Source organism: Variovorax paradoxus, from assembly GCF_902712855.1.
In the GTDB taxonomy this organism is placed as follows: Bacteria; Pseudomonadota; Gammaproteobacteria; order Burkholderiales; family Burkholderiaceae_C; genus Variovorax; species Variovorax paradoxus_Q.
Genome location: NZ_LR743507.1, coordinates 3,414,199 through 3,430,573, shown reverse-complemented (window position 1 = coordinate 3,430,573; position 16,375 = coordinate 3,414,199). Strand labels below are relative to the sequence as shown.

The following is a 16,375-nucleotide window of genomic DNA, read 5'->3' as shown; positions in this document are numbered from 1 at the left end:
TCAGAACTGGAAGTAGAGGAAAGGCACCGTGCCGCGACTGGCGACCAGCGCCATCGACAGCAGGAACCCCGCAATGGGCGCGATGCCGGCCGCCAGCGCGAAAGCGGTGCCTGCATGGCGGCGGTGCGCCATCGCCGCCGGCGCGATCGCCCACGCAATGCCGAGCAGGTACGCCAGCACCACCGGTGCACGCAGCGTGTTCGACAGCGCGTCACCGAGCGCAAGGCCGTGCAGGCCGAACTGGCCGCCCAGCATGGCGCCGGCCGTTGCGAGATCGGGCGAGCGGAAGAGGGTCCAGCCCAGCATCACGAACAGCAGCGTGGCCGCATGGGCGAGCGGCGCGGGCAGGCGAGGGCCGCGCTGGCGCCACAGGTGCACCACGCTCAGCGCCGCACCGTGCGCCAGCCCCCAGTAGAGGAAGTTCCAGCTGTCCGCGCCATGCCAGAGTCCGCCGATGCCCATGGTCAGCATCAGGTTGGCCACCGTGCGGCCGTTGCCGCGCCTGCTGCCGCCGAGCGGCACGTAGAGGTAATCGCGCAGCCACGAAGACAGCGAGATGTGCCAGCGCCGCCAGAACTCCGCGACGTTGCGCGCCAGGTAGGGCGCGTTGAAGTTCTCGGGAAAGCGGAATCCCAGCATCGCCCCGATGCCGATCGCCATCGCGCTGTAGCCCGCGAAGTCGAAGAACAGTTGCAGCGAGTAGGCCAGGCAGCCGAGCCAGGCGTCGGCGAAGCTGGGGTCGGCCGATGCGAAGACCTGGTCGGCCACCGGTGCGAGCGTGTCGGCCACCAGCACCTTCATGGCCATGCCGATCATGAAGCGGCGGGCGCCGCGGGAGAAGCCCGACCATCGCATCGACCGGTGCGCGAGGCGCTGCCGGATCCAGTCGTACCGGATGATCGGCCCCGCCACCAGGTGGCCGAACATCGCGAGGTAGGTGGCGAAGTCGACCGGGCGGCGCTCGGCCCGGAACCTGCCGCGATGGATGTCGACGAAGTACGAGATCGCCTGCAGCACGGTGAACGACAGCCCGATGGGCAGCGCGATGCGCTGCCAGGCGAGCGGCATCGCGCCCGCGTGGACGATGGCCGCGCTGAAGGTCTCCACCACGATGTTGGCGTACTTGAACCATGCGAGCACGCCGAGGTTGGCGGCGATCAGCACCACCAGCACCGCCTTGCGCCGCCGCGGCGGCGCATGCTCGACCATCAGTCCGCCAGCCCATGCCAGTGCCGTGAGCGCGATGAAGAGCAGCAGGAAGAGCGGGCTCCACCAGCCGTAGAACAGCCAGCTGGCCGCCAGCAGCAGCGCGTTCTTCGCCCGCGCCGGCGTTGCCGCGTACAGCAGCAGGAACAACGGCAGGAAGACCGCGAGGAATTCGAGCGAAGCGAAGACCACGGGCCGTCAGCGTGCGATGCGGTCCTGCAGGCCGATCAGCCGGCTGGCGTTCCTGCCGGCGGGAACGAGGAACACGCTGTAGCGCTGGCCCGCCTGCAGCGAGCCGAGGTCGACCGTGCCTTCCACCGGCTGGCCGTTGCACGACGCCTCGACCACCAGCCTGACCGGGTTGATCGCGCGGCGGGCGCTGGCCGCGGCGGCCTGCTTCTCGAAGATGGCGACCTTGGCCGGGCTGGAAGCCAGCGATGCGGCCGTGCAGCGCGCATCGGCGTTGTAGAACGCGAGCGAGGCGCGCAGCGGGTCGAAGGCCGGCGGCTCCTCGGTGAAGCTGGTGCCCGCAAGGTTGCCGCTCCCGTCGGTCCATACCACGGCCGAAGCCGAGCCGCCGGCCTTCACGCGCAGCGAGATCGGCAGCGTGCGGCTGCCCGACTGCCACTGGCCGGTGACGGGCGCGTCGGAACGCGCGGGCTGGTAGTCGGTGACGGGGGCGGCAGGCGCGACCACGATGCTGGCCTTGGCGCCACCGCTGTTGCTGCCGCTTTGCACCGTCAGCGGCTGCGCGCTGGCGTTGACGAAGCGCACCAGCGCCAGGTCCTGCGCCGGCCCGGTGTCGTACAGCTTGGGCGCGGCAACGGTGGCCACCGGCACGAGCGTATACAGCGCCGCAAGCAGCGGCAGGCGGATCGCGCGGTTCATTGGCGTGCGGCGCCGGCGGCGTTCGGGTTGGTGGCGGCCGGCAGCGGCAGCTTCGCCACCGCCTTGGCGATCCCGTCGCCCCAGGCGCGGTAGCCGTTCGAGCTGAAATGCTGCCCGTCGATGGTCGGCCACTGGCCGCGGCGGGACATCTCGAGGGAATCGATGTAGGTGCAGGGTTCGACGTTGGTCGCCAGGAAGCGGCTGACCAGCTCCACGCGGGCGTAGGTCTTGCCGTACTTGCCGCCTTCCTGGCCCCAGGCCGGGCCGACCCAGGCGCAGCGGGTGCCGGTTGCCGCGATCGCGCCGGTGAGCGAGCCCACCTGCTGCCACACCCAGTTCATCGGGAAATCGGGCTGCTTGTAGGCGGCCATGGTGTCGCCGAGCACCACCAGCACCAGGTCGGGGCGCTCCTGCCGGATGAGCTGCGCCACGGCCGTGGTCTTGCCGGTGCTGCTTTCCACCGGCGGACGGTTGCCGATGCGCTCGGCGCCGCCGCAGGTGCCGACCTTGGACACCGTCCAGTCGTAGGGCAACACGCCGCAGACCCCGATCGAATGCACCGTCGCGCCCTGGCGCAGCAGGTTGTCGTGCAGCGACGAGATCAGGTAGTTGGATTGTGCGAGGTGGCTGTCCCCGATGACGAGGATGGAAAGTCCGGCCATGGCCGCTGCGAGTGACACCGATATCCCTTTGGTTTGCGAGGCCGGGGAAATGTACCAGCCCCGGAGGTCCGATGCAGTCGCGGCAGCGCTTGCGCCCCGCCGTGCACCCGGGTTGCGGCTGCCCGAAAGCGGCCGTGCGCTCCGAACGATCTCCGCATGTACTCATGCGCTTTTCTTCGTTCCGGACGAGGACTTCCGTTTCTAGACTCCGTCGCTTCTCCTTCGAGCGGTGTTCCTCGCTCCCTTGGCGGCTCGCCGGAATTCCCGTGGTTTCTTCTCCCTCATCCCCGTCTTTCTCCCTGTCCACCGCTTCGTTCGCGGACCCGTTCGCCGAGGAATTCGGCGAATTCACCTCCGCCGTGAACACGCTTGCCGATGCGCTTGCGGCCACCGCGGCGCAGCGCGACCGTGCCGGCGGCACCGCCCTGGCCGAGCGCCGGTTGCTGCGCGAAAGCGGGCTGCTGGCGCTGGCCATTCCGCGCGCCTTCGGCGGGCTGGAGGCCGGCTGGCCGCTGATCTTCCGCGCCATCCGCCGTCTCGCGCAGGCCGACAGCTCGCTGGCGCACCTGTTCGGCTTCCAGCACCTGCAGGTGGCGAGCGTGCTGCTCTTCGGCTCGGCGGCGCAACAGGCGCGCTACCTCGGCAGCGCGGTCGAGCACCGCTGGTTCTGGGGCAACGCGGTGAACGCGCGCGACACCCGGCTTGCCGCCGTGCGCACCGCCGACGGCCTGGAGATCGACGGCACGAAGGCGTTCTGCTCGGGCGCCACCGATTCCGACGTGCTCAATATCTCGGTCGTGCTCGGCCGGGACCCCACCGACCGGGTGTTCGCCGTGGTGCCGACTTCGCGCGCCGGCATCCGCGTGCACGACGACTGGGACAACATGGGTCAGCGCCAGACCGACAGCGGCAGCGTGTCGTTCGAGCGCGTGCGCATCGCGCACGACGAGGTGCTCGGTCCGCCCGGCGTGGCCTCGAGCCCGCGCGCCACGCTGCGCAACCTCATCGGCCAGGTCGTGCTGACCGAGATCTACCTGGGCAACGCCCTCGGCGCCTTGCGCGCAGCCATCGACTACCTGCGCACGCAGACCCAGCCCTGGCCGATGGCCGGCGTGGAGCGCTCGCAGGACGACCGGCTGCTGCAGTTGCGCGCCGGCGAGATGTGGTCGGCGCTGCAGGCCGCCACGGCGCTGTCGAACCATGCCAACGCCCGGTTCCAGCAGGCCTGGGACCGCGGCGCGGCGCTCACGGCGGAAGAACGTGCCGCGCTGGCCATCGACGTGGCCTCGGCCCGGACGCAGGCCGCGCGCACCGCGCTGCACGTGACCTCGCAGATCTTCGAGCTGGTCGGCGCACGCGCGACCGCCTCGCGCCACGGCTTCGACCGCTACTGGCGCAACGTGCGCGTGCACACGCTGCACGACCCGCTCGACTACCGGCACCAGGGCATCGGCGCCTGGCTGCTGGCGGGCGACGTGCCCAACCCCCATGGCTACGGCTGACCCGTCTTCCTTCGTTTCTCTCCTTGCCTTTCCGGATGCCCGCATGACCACTTCGCAATTTCCCCGCCACCTCGATCGCCGCCAGTTCGGCCTCGGCCTCGCCGGCCTGGCGCTGTCCGCCTCCGCCGCGCCGTCCTGGGCCCAGCAGCCGGGCGTCGAGAAGATCGTGGTTGCCGAGAGCCAGGGCTTCAGCTGGGCGATCCCGTACCTCGTCACCGGCAAGAACTACTGGAAGAACCACGGCATCGAGGCCACGACGCTCCAGTTCACCTCGGGCCGGCTGGCCTTCGATGCGGCGGTGGCCGGCAAGGCGCAGTTCGCCACCTCCACCGACAGCGTGGTGGGACTGGCGGGCGCCAACGGGGTGCCCGCCGTGATCGTCGCAGAGTTCTCGCGGCTGTCGAGCGGCATGGTGGTGGCGGCGCGCACCGACCGCGGCATCCGCAGCGGCGCGCAGCTCAAGGGCAAGCGCGTGGCCACGACCATCGGCACCAGCGGCCACTACTTCCTGAGCCGTTTCCTCTCGCTGCACGGCCTGGCGTTGAAGGACGTCACGCTCGTCAACCTGCGCGGGCCGGACGCCGTCACCGCTGCCGTCAAGGGCGACATCGACGCCTTCGCCTGGGGATGGGACGCGGGGCAGAAAGCAGTGGCCGACAGCGGCGGCAAGGTGCAGGTACTCGACGACACCGGCCTGGAGAAGGTCTTCCTGAGCCACTACGTGCTCACCGCCAGCGAGTCGCTGGTGCAGGGCAAGCCCAGGCTGGTCGAGGCGGCCGTTCGCAGCCTGCTGGACGCCGAGAAGTTCTATCGCGCACAGGCGGCCGACGCCGTTGCGCTGGTCGCCGAGCGCACCAAGGCCACGGTGGAAACCACCAAGGCCGGGCTCGACACCGTCTCCATCGGCGTGCGGCTGGACAACCGCCTGCTCGACGACCTCGTGCTCAACGCGCAATGGGCGGTCGAGGCCGGGCTGGCCACGCCGCCGAAGGAAGACCTGCGCGCGCTGTACCGCAAGCTCATCTACGCCGACGCACTGAAGGCGGCCGCGCCCGACCGCGTCACGCTGGCCTGACGATGAACGCGCCAGCGACTGCCGCGCCGCCCGCCGTGCGGGTGCGCGATGCCTCGAAGCTCTATGCGTCCTCGGGCGGCGAGCTCAACTGGGCCATGACCGGCGTCGACCTCGACATCGGCGATGGCGAGTTCGTCTGCGCCATCGGCCCCAGCGGCTGCGGCAAGACCACGCTGCTGAACACCATCGCGGGCTTCATCCAGCCCACCACCGGCACGGTGACGGCCGGTGGCCGGCGCGTGAGCGGGCCGGGCGCCGACCGGGGCGTGGTGTTCCAGGAGTACGCGCTGTTCCCGTGGCTCACGGCGCGCAGCAACATCGAGTTCGGGCTGAAGATGCAGGGACTCGACGCGAAGGCACGCCGCCGGCGCGCCGACGAGCTGCTTGCGCTCACGGGGCTGTCGCATGCGGCCACGCGCTATCCGGTCGAGCTCTCGGGCGGCATGCGCCAGCGCATTGCGGTGGCCCGCGCGCTGGCCACGCAGCCGAAGGTGCTGCTGATGGACGAGCCCTTCGCCGCCATCGACGCACTGACCCGCACCAGCCTGCAGCGCGAGCTGCTGCGCATCTGGCAGGAGCTGAAGCTGTCGGTGTTCTTCATCACCCACAACATCGAGGAGGCCGTGTTCCTCGCACAGCGCGTGGTGGTGATGAGCGCGCATCCGGGCCGCATCCGCGAGATCGTCGACATCGACCTGCCGTACCCGCGCGACCGCGCCGACCCGGCGTTCGGCGAGCTGTATGCGCGCATCGGTGCGGCATTCGCGCAGACCGACGAGGCTTCCGCATGAGCGCCGCCCTGGACGACCTTCGCCGGCTCGACGCCGCACCGCGGCCGGACGCTGCCCTCGACCGCCGCCAGGCCATCGAGCAGGACTTTCGCCGCGAGCAGCAGGCGCAGCGCCGGCGCGGCCGGCAGCGCCAGCTGCTGCTGGGCGTGGCCGGCGTCATCGCCTTCCTGCTGGCCTGGGAGATCGCGCCGCGCGTGGTGCCCGGCGTCAACCCCAAGATGTTCCCGCCGCCGTCCCAGGTGGCCGGCGTGCTGGTGGACATGACATTCCGCACCGGCGAGATCTGGCCGCACGTGGGCGCGAGCCTGCTGCGCGCGCTCTGGGGTTTCCTGCTGGGAGCGACCTTCGGCGTGGCGGCGGGCGTGCTGACCGGTCGCAACGCCACGCTGCGGCAGATCACCGACCCGGTGCTGCACGGCCTGCGCGCCATTCCGGCCATCGCCATCGTGCCGCTGGCCATCGTGTGGTTCGGGCTCGGCGACCTGTCGAAGGTGATGCTGATCGCCTGGGGGGCGTTCTTTCCGGTCTGGGTCAACACCTTCATCGGCGTGCGCGACATTCCGGTGGTCTACCTGCGCTCGGCCGCGGCGCTGGGTGCGAGCCCGTTCGCGACCATGGTGCAGGTGGCGCTGCCCGCCGCGCTGCCCTTCGTGTTCGCGGGCCTGAGGCAGGCCACGGCGGTGTCCTTCGTGGTGCTGGTGGCCGCCGAACTGGTGGGTGCGGAGCAGGGCCTGGGCTTCCTGATCTCGTTCGCGCACCTGGTGTTCCGCGTCGACATCATGTTCGTCGGCCTGCTGTACCTCGGCGCCATCGGCTTCCTGGCCGACCAGCTGTTCGCATGGCTGCTGCACCGCTTCTTCCCATGGTATGGCGCCGATGCAAGACGCTGAGCTGATCTTCGAGAACGGCCAGGTGCTGACCATGGTGCCGGGCGCGCCGCCCGCGCAGGCCGTGGCGCTCGCGCAGGGCCGTGTGCTGGCCACCGGCAGCAATGCCGGGGTGGCGCGCACGCGCGGACCCGGCACGCAGGTGGTCGACCTGGCGGGCCGCACGCTGGTGCCGGGCCTCATCGACGCGCACGCGCACATGGAGCGCGAAGGCCTGAAGACGCTGCGCCCCAGCCTGGCGCATGCAAGGAACATCGCCGACGTGCTCGCCGTCGTCGCGGCCGAGGCGGCGCGCCTGCCGCGTGGCGCGTGGATCGTCACCATGCCCGTGGGCCAGCCGCCGTTCTATTTCGGCGGGCCGTCGAACCTCGCCGAGGGCCGCATGCCCGACCGCCACGAGCTCGACGCGGTCGCGCCCGACCACCTCGTGTACATCCCGGGCCTGTTCGGCAACTGGGGCGTGCCGCCGGGGCACAGCGCGCTCAACAGCCGCGCGCTGGCGCTGCACCGCATCGACGACACCACCTGCCCGGACTGCAGCGGCCTGCAGATCGAGCTGGGTCCGGACGGGCAACCCAACGGCGTGATCGTCGAGACCAACAAGCGCCCGCTGGTGGAGTTCTCGGTGCTCACACAGGTGCCGGCCTTCGGCTTCGACGACCGGCTCGAGGGCCTGCGCCGCTCGCTGCCGCTGTACCACGCCTGCGGCACCACCAGCATCTACGAAGGCCATGGCTCGTCGCCAGAGACCATCGCCGTGTACCGCCGTCTGTGGGAAGAGGGCGGCCTCACCATGCGCACGCGCCTGTGCGTGAGCCCGACCTGGTCGAACGTGACCGAAGCGCGGCTGGCCATGCGCGACTGGCTTTCCCATGCGCGCGGGCGCGGCACCGGCGACACGATGCTCTCGGTCAGCGGCGTCTACATCGGCCTGGGCGGCGACAAGGCCGCGGCCAGCGCGGTGCGCCGGGCGCTGCCCAACACCGGCTGGATGGGCTTCGTCGAGTGGGCCAACCGCATCGAGGACTTCAGCGACTACGCCTGGCTCGCCGCCGAGCACGACCTGCGCGTGCACAGCGTGGTGGTCGACCGGCTGGCCGAAGTGCTCGACGTGTTCGAGGCCATCGACGCGCGCTTTCCGCTGGCAGGACGGCGCTGGGTGGTGGAGCACGTGGGCCACGTCACCGCGCAGGACATCGCGCGCGTGAAGCGGCTGGGCCTGATGGTCACGAGCATCCCGTTCTACATGCTGTGGAAGAACGGTGCCGCACGGCTGGCCGACGAAGCGCGGCACGGCAGCTTCCTGCCGCAGCGGGACCTGCTCGAGGCCGGCCTGCCGCTGGCCGCCGGCAGCGACAATATTCCCGTGAGCCTGTTCACGGCCGTGTGGGCCTCCGTGGCTCGGCAGGAGCGCACCACCGGCCGCGTCATCGGCCCTGCGCAGTCGCTCGACCGGCTGCAGGCGTTGCAGACCGTCACCCGCAACGGCGCGTTCCTGAGCTTCGAGGAAGACCGCAAGGGCACGCTGGCGCCGGGCCACTGGGCCGACATTGCGGTGCTGAACGCCGACCCGCTCGGCGTGCCGGTCGACGAACTCGCGCACATCCGCGCCGAGCTGACGCTGGTCGGCGGGCGCGTGGTGCACGGCCAACCCCCGACAGACCGCATTTCCCTACCTTCTTCATGAGTTCCATCGGCACCGACATTCCCCTGGCCGGGCTCGCACTGCGCGCTCCGGCGTCCGTGCGCGCGGCATCGTCCTCGTCCATCGGCAGCCGCATCGACATCCGCGGCCTGAGCCGCCGCTTCGGCCGCTTCACCGCGGTGGACAACGTCGACCTGCAGATCGAGCCGGGCGAGTTCGTGACCCTGCTGGGCCCGAGCGGCAGCGGCAAGACCACGCTGCTGGGCGCCATCGCGGGCTTCGCGGCGGTGGACGAGGGCGACATCCTGGTCGACGGCCGTTCGGTGCGCCGCGTGCCGCCGCACAAGCGCGGCTTCGGCATGGTGTTCCAGCACTACGCGCTGTTCCCGCACATGACGGTCGAGCAGAACGTCGGCTTTCCGCTGCGCATGGCCGGGCTGGGCCGCGCCGAGAGTGCGCGCCGCATCGGCGAGACGCTGGAGCTGCTGCACCTGGGCGAGTTCGCGCAGCGGCTGCCCGCGCAACTGAGCGGCGGCCAGCAGCAGCGCGTGGCCATCGCGCGCGCCATCGTGCGCCGGCCGCCCGTGGTGCTGATGGACGAACCGCTGAGCGCGCTCGACCGCCGGCTGCGCGAGGCCATCCAGATCGAGATCCGCGAGCTGCACCGCACGCTGGGCACCACCATCGTCTTCGTCACGCACGACCAGGGCGAAGCGCTGGCACTGAGCGACCGCATCGCGGTGCTCGACAAGGGGCGCATCGTGCAGGTGGGCTCGCCGGGCGCGCTCTACCGCCAGCCCGGCAACGAGTTCGTGGCGCGTTTCGTGGGCGAGTCGAACCTGCTCGACGCGCGCGTGCTGCGCTCGCACGGCGACACGGTCGTCCTGCAGGCCGACGGCACGCACAGCTTCGAGGCCCGCCATGTCGGTGCCTCGCTGGCCGCGGGCCGGCAGGTCAAGGTGCTGGTGCGTCCGGAGCGCATCGCACGCGTGGCGCCCGGCACCGCGGGCGCGCTCGCGGCGACCGTCGAGTCGACCGTGTTTCTCGGCGAAATCCTGCGCGTCGATGCCGTGCTGCCCGGTGGCGCCAGGGTGCAGATGCGCTGCCTCGACCCGCGCGACGGGCGGCTGCCGGCCATCGGCGAGACCGTGCACCTCGCCTGGCAGGCGGGCGACGCCTGGGTGCTGGCGTGAGGGCAGCAGCCACCGTTGAAGCGCCGCGCCGGGCACGCATCGACCTGCGCGATCCGGCGTGGCTGCTGGCGCCGGTGCTGGCGTTCTTCGCCTTCTTCTACGTGGTGCCGCTGGCCGACCTGCTGCACCTGAGCGTGGCGGGCGATGCCGGGCTGTCGTATTACGCGCGGGTGTTCGAAGTGCCGCTGTACCGGGAGTCGCTGGTGCGCACCTTCGGCATCGCGGCGGCGGTGGCTGCGCTGTGCGCGCTGTTCGGCTATCCGACCGCGCTGCTCATCCATCGCGCGCGCGGCACATGGAAATTGGTGCTGACGGCGGCGGTGGTGCTGCCGTACTTCATCTCGGTGCTGATCCGCACCTATTCGTGGATGGTGCTGCTCGGGCGCAACGGCCCCATCAACAAGCTGCTGCTGTCGCTCGGCGTCGTCGATGCGCCGCTGCCGCTCATCTTCAACCGCGCCTCGGTGCTCATTTCCATCGGCGCGGTGCTGCTGCCGCTGATGGTGCTCACCGTGGGCGGCAGCCTGGCGCGCATCGATCCGCTGGTGCAGCGCGCCGCCACGGCCAGCGGGGCAGGGCCGCTGGCCGTCTTCTGGCGCGTGCTGTTCCCGAAGACGCTGCCGGGCCTGCTGGCAGGCCTGCTGCTGGTGTTCATCTCGGCGCTGGGCTTCTTCATCACGCCGTCGCTGCTGGGCGGTCCGGCCGACCAGATGTTCGCGATGCACATCACGCAGCAGGCGGACTTCCTGGCCAGCGGCGGTTTCCTGCAGTCGCTGGCCGCCGTGCTGCTGGCGGTGACATTGCTGGTGGTGGCGGTGGCGGCGCGCTTCCTGGGGCTGGAGTTCATCTGGGGCGGGCAGCGGGCAGGCAGGCCGCTGCGCGACGCGGCGCCGGGCCGGCTCGCCCCGTGGCGCCGCGCGGTGCTCGGCCGGGCTGCGGACTTTGTCGGCTGGCCGCTGCTGCGCGCGCTCGGCGCGGTGCCGGCATGGCTGGGTGCGCTGGTGTCGGGTGCGCTCGCCGCGGTTGCGTTCCTGGCCTTGCTGCTGCCCATCGCCATCGCGGCGCTCATCTCGTTCAGCGATTCGGCCTACATGCGCTTTCCACCGCCGGCGTATTCGCTGCGCTGGTACGAGAAGTTCCTGGCCGACCCGGCCTGGATGGCTTCGCTCGGCACCTCGGTGGCGGTCGGGCTGCTGGCCGCGGCCCTCTCGGTGGTGCTCGGCACGGCCGCCGCCTTCGGCCTCGTGCGGTCTTCGCTGCGCGGCAAGTCGGCATGGATGACCTTCCTCGTGAGCCCGCTGATCGTGCCCGGCGTGGTGCTGGGCTTGTCGCTCTACAGCCTGTTCCTGCGTGCCGATCTCGCGGGCAGCATCTTCGGGCTGGCGGCGGCGCATGCGGTCGGCGGCATTCCGCTGGTGCTGGTGATCGTCGCGGCCAGCCTGCAGGCGGTGGACACGCGGCAGGAGCAGGCCGCCGCGGTGCACGGCGCATCGCCGCTGCGCGTGTTCCGGTTCGTCACGCTGCCGGCCATCCGGCCGGGCGTGCTGGCGGCGTCGTTCTTCGCCTTCCTGCATTCCTTCGACGACCTCGTGCTGTCGATGTTCCTGAGCGGTGCCCGCATGACCACGCTGCCGCTGCGGCTGTGGGGCAACGTCAACTACAAGCTCGACCCCGTGCCCGCCGTAGTCGCCACCTTCGAGGTCGGGCTGATCGTGGCCGGCCTGTTCCTCGCGCGCTCGGCGTGGGCCGCGCGCCAGCCGCACTGACCCGTTGGCGGTCACGTTTCCTGTTTCCCTTGTCATCGAAGAAAGAAAGCATCCGAATGAAGCAACACACTTCCTCCCGCCCGCTGCAGACGCTGGTTGCGCTGGCGATCGCGCTCGGCAGCGCCTGCGGCGCGGGCGCGGCCTGGAGCCAGTCGAAGGAGGTCGTCACGCAGGACCCGGGCGGCACCTATGGCGAGAACCTGCGCCGGCTCGTGTACGACCCCTTCACCAAGGAAACCGGCATCAAGGTGCTCACCGTGCAGGAGGCGCGCGGCGGCCCGCGCGTCAAGGCGCAGGTGGAGGCGAAGCGCACCGAGTGGGACCTGAGCTTCATCTTCGACCAGGAGGTACGCCAGCTCGACCCCTACCTGGCCGAGATCGACTACCGGAAGCTCTCGCCCGAGGCGCAGAAGACCGTCGCCTCGCTGCCCAAGGAGGCGGTGCGCCCCAAGGGCGTGGCGCTGCAGGTGATCGGCGTGGCACTGGTCTACAACAAGGAGGCGTTCCCGTCGAAGAAATACCCGAAGACCTGGGCCGACTTCTGGAACGTGAAGGACTTTCCGGGCAAGCGCTGCCTGCCGCAGTGGTCGCGCTTCGTGTTCGAGTCGGCGCTGCTGGCCGACGGCGTGCCGGCCGACAAGCTCTATCCGATCGACTTCGACCGCGCGCTGCGCAAGATCGCGGAGATCAAGCCGCACGTGGTCAAGTGGTGGCTGACCAACTCGCAGGCGCCGCAGCTGCTGCTCGACGGCGAGGCTTCTGCCTGCCTGTCGTACACCGGCCCGGTTGCGCGGCTGAAGAAGGAAGACGCCAACGCGCCGCTCGAGCTGACCTGGGACCAGGCCTTCACCTACTACGACTTCTTCTCCATCCCGAAGGACGCACCGCACCACGACGCCGCGCTCAAGCTGCTGTCGTACCGCCTCGATGCGGCGCGCGCCGCCCGCGTGGCCGAGGCCACCAGCGTGGCGCTGCCGTCGCCGCGCGTCTACGAGGCGGCCGACCCGAAGCTGCGCGACTACTGGACCAACGCGCCCGAAGTCGAGAAGAAGGCCATCAAGTGGAACGCCGACTTCTGGGGCGCCAAGGCACCGGACGGCACCACGAACGAGGAGTATGCGCAGCAGAAGCTCAACCAGCTGCTGGCCCGCTGAGCTCGCGCTCAGCGCGTTCCGCTCGGGCAGGCAGGCAGATCAGGCGGGCGCCGCCACGGCTTCCGGCTGACTGACTGCCGCGTACCGGCGCACCTGCTGCGCCAGGTAGCGCCCGTACTTGCCGGCCGACAGCGCATCGGCCGGGTCCAGCGCCGGCGGGCTGCCCGGTGGACCGCCGTTTTGCGCCATCAGGCCCATGAAGGAGGCCAGGCGGTTGGTGCCGTCGGTCTGGTGCGGCAGCTCGTTCCAGTTGAGCCACGTCATGCCGTGCTGCGCCGCCAGCAGGTTGAAGTAGGCGAGCGTGTGCAGTTTGTCGCCGCTCGGGCTGCCGCTGATGGTGAACCCGCCCGCGAACTTGCCGACCCAGCCGCGGCCGTACCAGATGCCCGCCGTGGCATCGGCAAAGGCTTTGAACGGTGCGGCCGCGCCGCCCATGAAGGTGGGCGAGCCGAACACGATGGCGTCGGATGCGCTCAATGCCTCGAGCACCGCGTCATCCTGCCAGCGGCCCTTGTCGATCTGCTCGCCGGTGATGCGCAGCAGCTTCACCTGCACGTCGGTTACCGAGGCCGCGCCTTCGCCGATGGCCTGTGCCAGCAGGTCGGTGGTGCCGGTGCCCGAAAAGAAGACGACAGAGAGCGTCGACACGGTGGATGCGGCAGTGGTGCGGCTCATGCTGCGGCTCCGCGGGCCGGGCTGGCGCCCACCTGGTTGAACCAGCCGAACCAGTCTTCCAGGTGCCAGGTGTGCGTGAGGCGTCCGTCGGCGATGCGGTGGAATTCGTGGATGGCGATTTCGAACGGCTTGCCGCTGGGCGCCACCCCGAACCATTCGCCGGTGTGCACGCCCGTGATGGTGGCGCGCACCGCCGCACGGCCCGGCACGCCGATCAATTCGTGCACGGTGATGCGCAGGTCCGAAAAGGCGGCCCGGAAGGCCACCACCATCGGCTTGATGCCTTCGCGGCCGGGCCCCTGGCCGGGCGCGAGCGGCACGTCGTCCCAATCTTCGGCGAGCACCTCGTCGAGCAGGTCGGTGTCGCCTTCGCTGAAGGCGCGGTACAGGGTTTCGACGGCGTGCCGTTCTACGGCGGAAAGGCCGGCGACGAGCGCCGGCACGGCGTTGGTTTCAGTGGTGTGTGAGTTCATGCCGCCAGCGTAAGAATTCGGCGGCCATAAGTAAAATCGATTGACGGTATGTGAGAGCATTCGTCCCATGGATTTACATGGCATCGACCTCAACCTGCTCGTCGCCTTCGACGCGTTGCTCGCCGAGCGCAGCGTGACCCGCGCGGGCGCCCGCATCTACCGTTCGCAACCGGCGGTGAGCGCCGCGCTGGCCAGGCTGCGCCTGCTGCTGAAAGACGAGCTGTTCGTACGCGGCCCCAACGGGCTGCAGCCCACGCCGCGCGCGCTCGACATCGGCGAGCCGCTGAGCCAGGCGCTGGCCGAGATCCAGCGCATCCTGCAGTTCACCCAAGCCTTCGATCCGGGTTCGTCGCCGGCCACCTTCACCATCGCGCTGTCGGAGCATCCGGCGTTCGTGCTGCTGCCGCGGCTCATCGCCTTCCTGGCCGAGGCCGCGCCGCAGGTGGACCTGCGCGTGCGCAGCTTCACCGCGCGCGACGACGCGGTGGCGCTGCTCGATGCGGGGGAGGTCGACCTGGCGGTCGGCGTGCCGCCCACGTCGCCGTCGGGGCGCATCCTGACGCAGCCGCTGTTCGAGGAACGCTTCGTGTGCGTGATGCGCAAGGGCCATCCGGCCGCCAAGGTGCCGCTGACGCTCGATGCCTTCGTCGAGCTCACGCACCTGCTGGTGTCGCCCGAGAACGAGCGCTTCGGGCTGGTCGATGCGCAGCTTGCGCAGCAGGGGCTTCAGCGACGGCTCGGGCTCACGTTGCCGCACATGTACGCGGCGCCCATGCTGGTCGCGCACTCCGACATGGTCGCGACGCTGATGCACGGCGCGGTGCTGGCATCGGGCTACGGGGGCGAGCTGTGCGTGCAGCCGCCGCCGCTGGCGCTGGCCCCGGTGCCCTTCGTGATGGCCTGGCACCGGCGCAACGACGCACACCCGGCGCAGCGCTGGCTGCGCGACAGCGTGGCCGGCTTGCCGGGGTTGGGCCTGGGGCACCTTGCCCCACCCGTTCCACTCACTCCAGCGTGAACCCGATCTTCAGCGACACCTGCCAGTGCGCCACCTTGCCCTCGACCACATGGCCGCGCGTTTCCGTCACGGTGAACCACTGGATGTTGCGCACCGTTTCGTGCGCCTTGGCGATGGCGGTCTGCACGGCGTCTTCGATGCCGGTGGGCGACGAGCCGGTGAGTTCGAGGGTCTTGTAGACGTGGTTGGACATGGGAGCGTCTCCTTCAGGGGGGTGAAAAAAAGGCGGCAGGCAAAAACATCGTAGTCCTGTTGCGCTAATGGACGAAGCCGCCCTTGACGAAGCGCACCGGCTCGGCGTCCATGCGGGCGATGAGGGCACCGAGTCCGTCGGGCTGCAGGGGCAGGGGTTTTGAATCCACGCGCGCGGGCGCGTCGGTACGGCACAGCAGGTCGTCGTCGCTCCATTCGTTCTTGCCGGGCTCGCCGCGCGCGCGCAGCCAGCCATCGCGGTCGACGATGAGCTGCGTGCCCGCGAGCTGGTCGGTCGCGGCGATGAGCGAGAAGGCCGACCATGCGGCGGGCGCGTCGGCCACGCAATCACCGGTTTGAGCATTGCCGGCGTGGGCATCGCCAGCCTGCGCGTTCGGCTTCAGAAACACCGTGACCATGCGCGGGTCTTCGAGCAGGGGTTGCCCGCCACCGGCCGCCACGATGCGCAGGCGCTGACCGCGCCAGCTGCTCAGCATGCGCCGCGGCTTGCCCTTGCATTGCACGGCCACGTCGGGCGGCGCGATGGGCTGCGTCCACAGGCCGGCCGCGCGCAGGCTTTCTCCGGCGCCCTGGGCCTTCATGAAATCGATGAGCGCCCAGGCGTCTTCGTCGCGCAGCGCGGGACCGAAGCCGGGCATGGTGACGGCGCCGCGCCGGTCGCGCACGCCGTTCAGCACGTGCCACAGCACGTCGCCATCGGCGCGCCGCCACAGCAGCGGACCGGCAAGGTTGGGCGGCCACACGGGCTGCGCGGCGGCCAGCGGGCCCTGGCCCTTGCCGTCGGTGCCGTGGCAGGCCACGCACTGGGCGGCATACAGCACGCGGCCCCGGTCGATGCTGGCGGCGGTGAAGCCCGTGGGCGATTGCTGGAAGCTGGTCGGGTAGGCCGGCGCCAGCACCACGTTGGCCTCGGGCCAGGGCGCCAGCACCACCAGCAGCATGGTCAGCGCCACCAGCCACAGCCGGCGGCGGCGCCACAGCAGGGCCAGCAGCAGCACCACGAATGCCACGGCAAGCACCACCACCGTCAGCCCGAGGCGCCTCGCCTGGCCCAGGTCGATCAGCAGGTTCTCGCCCGACAGCCGGTGGTCCCACGGCCACGCCGGCTGGCCATGCACCTGCACCACCAGCCCCAGCGCATCGAGCACGCGCAGCAGTTGCAGTTGCGCCCCCTGCAGCAGGCCGATCAGCAGGTTGAGCCAGTCGGCCTCGGGAACGCCGCCCATG

16 protein-coding genes are annotated in these 16,375 nt (G+C 70.6%); 9 read left to right on the top strand and 7 right to left on the bottom strand.

The features are described from left to right. Genes AACL56_RS15630 through AACL56_RS15620 form a run of 3 tightly spaced genes read right to left on the bottom strand, consistent with a single transcriptional unit; the run spans window position 1 to window position 2,774 of the window. Window positions 1–1,398 carry an MBOAT family O-acyltransferase gene (locus AACL56_RS15630; RefSeq protein ID WP_339090722.1) on the bottom strand — a complete coding sequence of 466 codons (1,398 nt, stop codon included), beginning with the start codon at window positions 1,396–1,398 and terminating at the stop codon, window positions 1–3. A gap of 6 nt (window positions 1,399–1,404) precedes the next feature. Continuing rightward, window positions 1,405–2,094, bottom strand: a complete 690-nt coding sequence (locus tag AACL56_RS15625) for a cell division protein FtsQ (RefSeq protein ID WP_339090721.1) — start codon at window positions 2,092–2,094, stop codon at window positions 1,405–1,407. Next, the gene (locus tag AACL56_RS15620; RefSeq protein ID WP_339090720.1) at window positions 2,091–2,774 is read right to left on the bottom strand and encodes an SGNH/GDSL hydrolase family protein; all 684 of its coding nucleotides are present in this window, start codon (window positions 2,772–2,774) and stop codon (window positions 2,091–2,093) included. Before AACL56_RS15620 ends, AACL56_RS15625 begins: the two co-directional genes overlap by 4 nt. A 248-nt stretch (window positions 2,775–3,022) precedes the next feature. On the opposite strand from AACL56_RS15620, the gene AACL56_RS15615 reads away from it, so the two are divergent. Genes AACL56_RS15615 through AACL56_RS15580 form a run of 8 tightly spaced genes read left to right on the top strand, consistent with a single transcriptional unit; the run spans window position 3,023 to window position 12,769 of the window. After that, window positions 3,023–4,258 (top strand): acyl-CoA dehydrogenase family protein, encoded by a 1,236-nt coding sequence (locus AACL56_RS15615; RefSeq protein ID WP_339090719.1) that lies wholly within the window; start codon window positions 3,023–3,025, stop codon window positions 4,256–4,258. Between the two features lie 43 nt (window positions 4,259–4,301). Further along, window positions 4,302–5,333, top strand: coding sequence for an ABC transporter substrate-binding protein (locus tag AACL56_RS15610; protein ID WP_339090718.1), 1,032 nt, complete (start codon window positions 4,302–4,304; stop codon window positions 5,331–5,333). A gap of 2 nt (window positions 5,334–5,335) precedes the next feature. After that, window positions 5,336–6,124 carry an ABC transporter ATP-binding protein gene (locus AACL56_RS15605; protein ID WP_339090717.1) on the top strand — a complete coding sequence of 263 codons (789 nt, stop codon included), beginning with the start codon at window positions 5,336–5,338 and terminating at the stop codon, window positions 6,122–6,124. Next, window positions 6,121–7,014, top strand: a complete 894-nt coding sequence (locus AACL56_RS15600) for an ABC transporter permease (protein ID WP_339090716.1) — start codon at window positions 6,121–6,123, stop codon at window positions 7,012–7,014. Before AACL56_RS15605 ends, AACL56_RS15600 begins: the two co-directional genes overlap by 4 nt. After that, window positions 7,001–8,698, top strand: coding sequence for an amidohydrolase (locus tag AACL56_RS15595; RefSeq protein ID WP_339090715.1), 1,698 nt, complete (start codon window positions 7,001–7,003; stop codon window positions 8,696–8,698). Before AACL56_RS15600 ends, AACL56_RS15595 begins: the two co-directional genes overlap by 14 nt. Further along, window positions 8,695–9,849 carry an ABC transporter ATP-binding protein gene (locus tag AACL56_RS15590; protein WP_339090714.1) on the top strand — a complete coding sequence of 385 codons (1,155 nt, stop codon included), beginning with the start codon at window positions 8,695–8,697 and terminating at the stop codon, window positions 9,847–9,849. The genes AACL56_RS15595 and AACL56_RS15590 overlap by 4 nt, the downstream gene beginning before the upstream one ends. Next, window positions 9,846–11,615, top strand: coding sequence for an ABC transporter permease subunit (locus AACL56_RS15585; RefSeq protein ID WP_339090712.1), 1,770 nt, complete (start codon window positions 9,846–9,848; stop codon window positions 11,613–11,615). The genes AACL56_RS15590 and AACL56_RS15585 overlap by 4 nt, the downstream gene beginning before the upstream one ends. 56 nt (window positions 11,616–11,671) lie before the next feature. After that, window positions 11,672–12,769 (top strand): extracellular solute-binding protein, encoded by a 1,098-nt coding sequence (locus AACL56_RS15580; protein WP_339090711.1) that lies wholly within the window; start codon window positions 11,672–11,674, stop codon window positions 12,767–12,769. Window positions 12,770–12,808: 39 nt separating this feature from the next. Here the strand turns inward: AACL56_RS15580 and AACL56_RS15575 are convergent, their stop codons facing one another. Continuing rightward, entirely contained in the window at window positions 12,809–13,444 is a 636-nt protein-coding gene (locus AACL56_RS15575) for a flavodoxin family protein (RefSeq protein WP_339090710.1), read from the bottom strand. Beyond that, window positions 13,441–13,917, bottom strand: a complete 477-nt coding sequence (locus AACL56_RS15570) for an ester cyclase (protein ID WP_339090709.1) — start codon at window positions 13,915–13,917, stop codon at window positions 13,441–13,443. The genes AACL56_RS15575 and AACL56_RS15570 overlap by 4 nt, the downstream gene beginning before the upstream one ends. A 67-nt stretch (window positions 13,918–13,984) precedes the next feature. Between AACL56_RS15570 and AACL56_RS15565 the strand changes: the two genes are divergently transcribed. Then, a complete protein-coding gene (locus AACL56_RS15565) occupies window positions 13,985–14,935 on the top strand; it encodes a LysR family transcriptional regulator (protein ID WP_339090708.1) in 951 nt (316 codons plus the stop codon). Here AACL56_RS15565 and AACL56_RS15560 read toward each other — a convergent pair. Together AACL56_RS15560 and AACL56_RS15555 are read right to left on the bottom strand one after the other, a co-directional pair. After that, complete coding sequence (locus AACL56_RS15560; RefSeq protein WP_339090707.1) at window positions 14,922–15,128, bottom strand: dodecin; 207 nt, start codon at window positions 15,126–15,128, stop codon at window positions 14,922–14,924. The two genes, AACL56_RS15565 and AACL56_RS15560, sit on opposite strands and share 14 nt — an antisense overlap. Window positions 15,129–15,192: 64 nt before the next feature. Beyond that, on the bottom strand, window positions 15,193–16,374 hold the full coding sequence (locus AACL56_RS15555; RefSeq protein ID WP_339090706.1) for a c-type cytochrome: 1,182 nt from the start codon (window positions 16,372–16,374) through the stop codon (window positions 15,193–15,195). Between the last annotated feature and the right edge of the window lies 1 nt (window position 16,375).

Bases quoted from the DNA above. Each gene is read 5' to 3' on its own strand.
- AACL56_RS15565 (WP_339090708.1), top strand. From the start codon at position 13,985: ATGGATTTACATGGCATCGACCTCAACCTGCTCGTCGCCTTCGACGCG.
- AACL56_RS15605 (WP_339090717.1), top strand. From the start codon at position 5,336: ATGAACGCGCCAGCGACTGCCGCGCCGCCCGCCGTGCGGGTGCGCGAT.
- AACL56_RS15590 (WP_339090714.1), top strand. From the start codon at position 8,695: ATGAGTTCCATCGGCACCGACATTCCCCTGGCCGGGCTCGCACTGCGC.
- AACL56_RS15595 (WP_339090715.1), top strand. From the start codon at position 7,001: ATGCAAGACGCTGAGCTGATCTTCGAGAACGGCCAGGTGCTGACCATG.
- AACL56_RS15570 (WP_339090709.1), bottom strand. From the start codon at position 13,917: ATGAACTCACACACCACTGAAACCAACGCCGTGCCGGCGCTCGTCGCC.
- AACL56_RS15600 (WP_339090716.1), top strand. From the start codon at position 6,121: ATGAGCGCCGCCCTGGACGACCTTCGCCGGCTCGACGCCGCACCGCGG.
- AACL56_RS15610 (WP_339090718.1), top strand. From the start codon at position 4,302: ATGACCACTTCGCAATTTCCCCGCCACCTCGATCGCCGCCAGTTCGGC.
- AACL56_RS15575 (WP_339090710.1), bottom strand. From the start codon at position 13,444: ATGAGCCGCACCACTGCCGCATCCACCGTGTCGACGCTCTCTGTCGTC.
- AACL56_RS15555 (WP_339090706.1), bottom strand. From the start codon at position 16,374: ATGGGCGGCGTTCCCGAGGCCGACTGGCTCAACCTGCTGATCGGCCTG.
- AACL56_RS15560 (WP_339090707.1), bottom strand. From the start codon at position 15,128: ATGTCCAACCACGTCTACAAGACCCTCGAACTCACCGGCTCGTCGCCC.
- AACL56_RS15580 (WP_339090711.1), top strand. From the start codon at position 11,672: ATGAAGCAACACACTTCCTCCCGCCCGCTGCAGACGCTGGTTGCGCTG.
- AACL56_RS15625 (WP_339090721.1), bottom strand. From the start codon at position 2,094: ATGAACCGCGCGATCCGCCTGCCGCTGCTTGCGGCGCTGTATACGCTC.